Origin of the sequence: Streptomyces viridosporus (assembly GCF_002078235.1) — a bacterium.
Taxonomy (GTDB): Bacteria; Actinomycetota; Actinomycetes; order Streptomycetales; family Streptomycetaceae; genus Streptomyces; species Streptomyces viridosporus.
In genome coordinates, this window is record NZ_MSGP01000368.1 from 1 (window position 1) to 4676 (window position 4676).

Below are 4676 nucleotides of genomic sequence, written 5' to 3' on the forward strand. Positions count from 1 at the left end.
GATGGCGTTGGTGACCAGTTCGGAGACGACCAGGGCCGCTGTGTCGCGGGTGTCCTCGCACACCGACCAGCCGGTCAGCCGTGATCTCGTCAGGCGTCTGGCCTGAGCGGGGGAACCCGGATGGGCGGCCAGTTCGAAACGGAACCGGCGCTCGGCAGCGGCCCCCGCGGGGTCGTCTTCCGAGGTGGCGCCGAGGCCGAGGGGGCCTGCGACGGCGTCTGTTCCTAAGGGCGCGGACGGAATCACGCTTGCCACTATCGCCCCGCCGTGAACACTTGGCAAGTGTCACTCTGAAAAATGCAGAGTGTTGTGTGACGGTCTGGACGGGCGTGGCACACTGCTCGCAACAGCACCTCGCGCGGCGTCAGTTGGGGCCGCCGAAGACTCGTTCGAGCACAGGGTCGGAGTGACGGCCGGGCGGACGGGTTCCCGGGGCGGATCGTCGAACGGACGCCGCCGGGCTGTCAGGAATTCTTCTCGTGGAGGTGGAGCGTGAGCGAACCGCGGTCCGCGCCGACGGTCGGTCAGGTCGTCCTCGGTCGGCGCCTGCTGGACCTGCGGGAACGCGCGGGACTCAAGCGGGAGGAAGCCGCCCGCATCCTCCGTGTCGCCCCCGCCACCGTCCGCCGCATGGAAATGGCCGAGGTCGCGCTGAAGATCCCGTACCTCCAGCTCCTGCTGAAGGCCTACGGCGTCTGCGAGGACGAGGCCGACGCGTTCGTGCAGCTGGCGGAGGAGGCCAACCGGCCCGGCTGGTGGCAGCGCTTCCACGACATCCTGCCCGGCTGGTTCTCGATGTACGTCAGCCTGGAGGGCGCGGCCTCCCTCATCCGCAGCTACGAACCCCACTTCGTCCCCGGACTGCTCCAGACCGAGGACTACGCGCGCGGGGTGCTGCGCTCGGGCGCCGTCGGGCAGACGCGGCCCGAGGACATCGAGCGCCACGTCGACCTGCGCACGCAACGGCAGGAACTGCTCACCCGCGAGGACGCGCCCCGGCTGTGGGTCGTGATGGACGAGACCGCGCTGCGCCGCCCGGTCGGCGGTCCGGAGGTGATGCGTGCCCAGATCGACAAGTTGCTCGAGGCCACGAAGTTGCCCAACGTGACGCTGCAGGTCGCCCCGTTCTCCAGCGGGCCGCACCCCGGCACGTACGGGCCCTTCGTGCTGTTCCGATTCGCCATGCCCGAACTGCCGGACATGGTCTACAGCGAGTACCTGACCGGCGCCGTCTACCTGGACGCGCGCGCCGAGGTGGCGACCCACCTCGAGGTCATGGACCGCATGGCGGCGCAGGCCGCTACGGCACATCGCACGAAGGAGATCCTCCGGGATCTCCGCAAGGAGCTGTGAATGGAACTCATGGAGTCCCTGACGTCCCTGCCCCGACCGCGGGTCCGCGCCGAGCGGATCTACAACGGCATGCCCGCGCGGGAGCTGGGCAGTGAGGGCTGGCACAAGCCGTGGAGCGGCGGCAACGGAGGCAACTGCCTGGAGGCGATGAAGCTCGACGACGGCCGGATCGCCGTACGGCAGTCCACCGATCCGGACGGGCCGGCGCTCATCTACACCTCCGCCGAGATGACGGCCTTCATCGAGGGGGCGAAGGCGGGAGAGGCGGACTTCCTGCTGTCCTGAGCCTTGTTGTCCGTCCTGTCTTTTATTTCCTGACTTGTGATATGGCACCGCATTGACCACCGACAACTGCAGAGACTTATGGAGTCCGTCATGACCGGGCAGTCCCCCGTCGAGATCGACACGAGCAGGCCCCATCCCGCACGGATGTACGACTGGTACCTCGGCGGCAAGGACAACTACCCGGTCGACGAGGCCATGGGCCGGCAGATGCTGGCCCTGGACCCGAGGGTGCCGGTGATGGCGCGGGTGAACCGCGCGTTCATGCACCGGGCCACGCGCTGGCTGGTCGGCCAGGGCATACGCCAGTTCCTCGACGTCGGCACCGGCATCCCCACCGAGCCCAACCTCCACCAGGTCGCCCAGCGGATCACGCCCGGGGCCCGCGTCGTGTACTGCGACAACGACCCCATCGTGCTGGCCCACGCGGCGGCCCTGCTGCGCGGCACGGACGAGGGGGCGACCGAGTACCTCCAGGCGGACGTGCGCGACCCGGACAGCATCCTGGAGGGCGCGCGGAAGGTCCTCGACCTCACCGAGCCGGTCGCGCTGTCGCTCATCGCGCTGCTGCACTTCGTCCCCGACGAGGACGGGGCGCACGACCTGGTCGGGCGGCTGCTGGCGGCCCTGCCCTCCGGCAGCCACCTGGTCGTCACCCACGCGACGGCCGACTTCACCCCCGAGGAGTCGAAGGCGGCCACCGAGAAGCTCAAGGCCGCGGGCGTCACCCTGGCGCTGCGCTCCCGCGAGGAGTTCACCCGCTTCTTCGACGGTCTCGAACTGGTCGAGCCCGGCGTCCAGGTGCCGCACCGGTGGCACCCCGAGCTGGGGGAGCCGGTGGAGGGGCAGGACGACGGGGTGATCCCGGGCTACGGGGCGGTGGGGCGCAAGCCCTGAGCCCCGGCGGGGCGGGAGCCCGCGTTCCGGCACCGCCCCGTCCGCGGCGGCCCGCCCGTCCCGGACGGCGGGCCGCCGCGGGCGACCACCCGTACCGCGCGGGGCCCCGGCCCCGCGCGGCCGTGTGCCCGGTACCGGTCAGACCCTCATCGGCCGGTCGTCCGGACCGATGGGCGCCGGGAGCCGTGTGGTGCCGCCCGACAGATGGCGGTCGACGGCCGCCGCCACCGCGCGGCCCTCGGCGATCGCCCACACGATGAGCGACTGCCCGCGGGCGGCGTCCCCGGCCGCGAACACGCCCGGCACGCCGGTGGCGAAGCCGGCGTCCCGCGCGAGCGTGCCGCGCGGTTCCAGCGCGAGTCCCAGCCGGTCGATGAGCCCGTCCGTCCGGTCCGGACCCGAGAAGCCGAGCGCGAGCAGCACGAGATCGGCGGGCAGGGTGCGCTCGGTGCCCGGCACGGGTCGGCGCCGGGCGTCCACCTCGACCAGGTGCAGGGAACGCACATGCCCGTCCGCGTCACCGGTGAAGCGCAGGGTGGACGCCGCGAACAGGCGCGCGTCCGCGTCCGCCGCCGGGGCCGTGCGCAGGTCGCGGGCCTCCTCGTGCGCGGCGGACAGCCGGTAGAGCCTGGGATACGTCGGCCAGGGTTCGGCGTCGTCGTCCCGCTCGGTGCCCGGCCGGCCGTAGATGTCGAGCTGGGTCACGGACGCGGCGCCCTCCCGCACGGCCGTGCCCAGGCAGTCGGCGCCCGTGTCACCGCCGCCGACGATGACGACGTGCCGGCCCGCGGCCGACAGCGGCGACGACTCCAGGTCCCCCGCGCACACCCGGTTGGCCAGCGGCAGGTACTCCATCGCCTGGTGGATCCCGGTGAGTTCGCGCCCCGGTACGGGAAGTTCCCGCCACGCGGTCGCCCCCGTGGCGATCACCAGCGCGTCGTAACGGGCCCGCAGCTCGGCGGCGTCGACATCGCGCCCGACCGTCGTGGACGTGCGGAACCTCGTGCCCTCGGCCCGCATCTGCTCGATGCGCCGTTCCAGGTGGTGCTTCTCCATCTTGAACTCGGGGATGCCGTACCTCATCAGCCCGCCGATCCGGTCGTCCCGCTCGTACACGGCGACCGTGTGACCGGCCCGGGTCAACTGCTGGGCCGCGGCCAGTCCGGTGGGCCCCGAGCCGATGACCGCGACCGTCCGGCCGGAGAGCCGCTCCGGCGGGGCCGGCGGCGCGAAACCCTCCTCCCAGGCCCGGTCGGCGATGGCGCACTCGACGTTCTTGATGGTGACGGCGGGCTGGTTGATGGCGAGGACGCAGCCGGCCTCGCAGGGAGCCGGGCACAACCGGCCGGTGAACTCCGGGAAGTTGTTGGTGGCGTGCAGCCGCTCCGCCGCGGCCCGCCAGTCCTCGCGCGCGACCAGGTCGTTCCAGTCGGGGATCAGATTGCCCAGCGGGCAGGCGTCGTGGCAGAACGGGACCCCGCAGTCCATGCAGCGGTCGGCCTGCGGGCCGATGAGGGGCAGCAGCGCCCCGGGGACATGGACCTCCCGCCAGTCCCGGACCCGTTCCTCCACGGGCCTGCGCGGCCACTCCTGGCGCGGCGTGGTCAGGAAACCCTTGGGATCGGCCATGGCCGTCTTCCTTGCGTGCGCGGGTGACGGGCCGTGCGTCGTCGGGCGGCACCCACCGGCCGCCGTCAGGCCGCCTCCCGGTCACGATACGTCCGCTCGCGCGGGCCCGCAGGGTGCCGGACAGCGCTTTCCCGAGGCTTTCCCGAGGGCCGGGACGGCGGATCCGTCAGGTGAGCGCCAGGAGGTAGGCCGTCGCCGCCCCGGCCGAGGCGAACGTGCGGACGTGGTTCCACGTCGTCCACGTGCGCACATAGGACGGCCAGTACGCGGACGCCTCCGCACCCTCCGGGTCGAGCCGGGCCAGCGCGTCGTTGCGCGGGACGTTCGCGACCACGGTGAGCCCGAAGGACCCGAGCAGGTACAGCGCGCCGCCCGCCAGCGACTCGACCGCCCCCTCGGCGGGCCACCGCACGAACGCCACCACGGTGAGCGCCGCGCACAGCACCGTCGAACCGAGGAACAGCGCCATGAAGGCCGGCCGCACCGCCGCCGCGTTGATCGCCTGCATCGCGGCG

General features: G+C 72.5%; 6 protein-coding genes. 3 read left to right on the forward strand and 3 right to left on the reverse strand.

Translation table 11 applies throughout. The features are described 5' to 3' along the window. A partial coding sequence (locus B7L92_RS41650; RefSeq protein WP_368656268.1) for an ATP-binding protein occupies positions 1–255 on the reverse strand: 255 nt, incomplete at its 3' end. A 237-nt stretch (positions 256–492) separates the two neighbouring features. On the opposite strand from B7L92_RS41650, the gene B7L92_RS25580 reads away from it, so the two are divergent. The 3 genes from B7L92_RS25580 (at position 493) to B7L92_RS25590 (ending at position 2532) form a co-directional block, all read left to right on the forward strand. After that, positions 493–1353 (forward strand): Sco1979 family transcriptional regulator, encoded by an 861-nt coding sequence (locus tag B7L92_RS25580; RefSeq protein WP_004989485.1) that lies wholly within the window; start codon positions 493–495, stop codon positions 1351–1353. Between the two features lie 9 nt (positions 1354–1362). Next, positions 1363–1638 (forward strand): DUF397 domain-containing protein, encoded by a 276-nt coding sequence (locus B7L92_RS25585; protein WP_107501601.1) that lies wholly within the window; start codon positions 1363–1365, stop codon positions 1636–1638. Between the two features lie 90 nt (positions 1639–1728). Continuing rightward, positions 1729–2532 (forward strand): SAM-dependent methyltransferase, encoded by an 804-nt coding sequence (locus tag B7L92_RS25590; protein WP_081239760.1) that lies wholly within the window; start codon positions 1729–1731, stop codon positions 2530–2532. A 138-nt stretch (positions 2533–2670) separates the two neighbouring features. Here B7L92_RS25590 and B7L92_RS25595 read toward each other — a convergent pair whose 3' ends face one another. Then, positions 2671–4161 (reverse strand): glutamate synthase subunit beta, encoded by a 1491-nt coding sequence (locus B7L92_RS25595; protein ID WP_081239761.1) that lies wholly within the window; start codon positions 4159–4161, stop codon positions 2671–2673. A 166-nt stretch (positions 4162–4327) separates the two neighbouring features. Then, a partial coding sequence (locus tag B7L92_RS25600; protein ID WP_081239762.1) for an anthrone oxygenase family protein occupies positions 4328–4676 on the reverse strand: 349 nt, incomplete at its 5' end.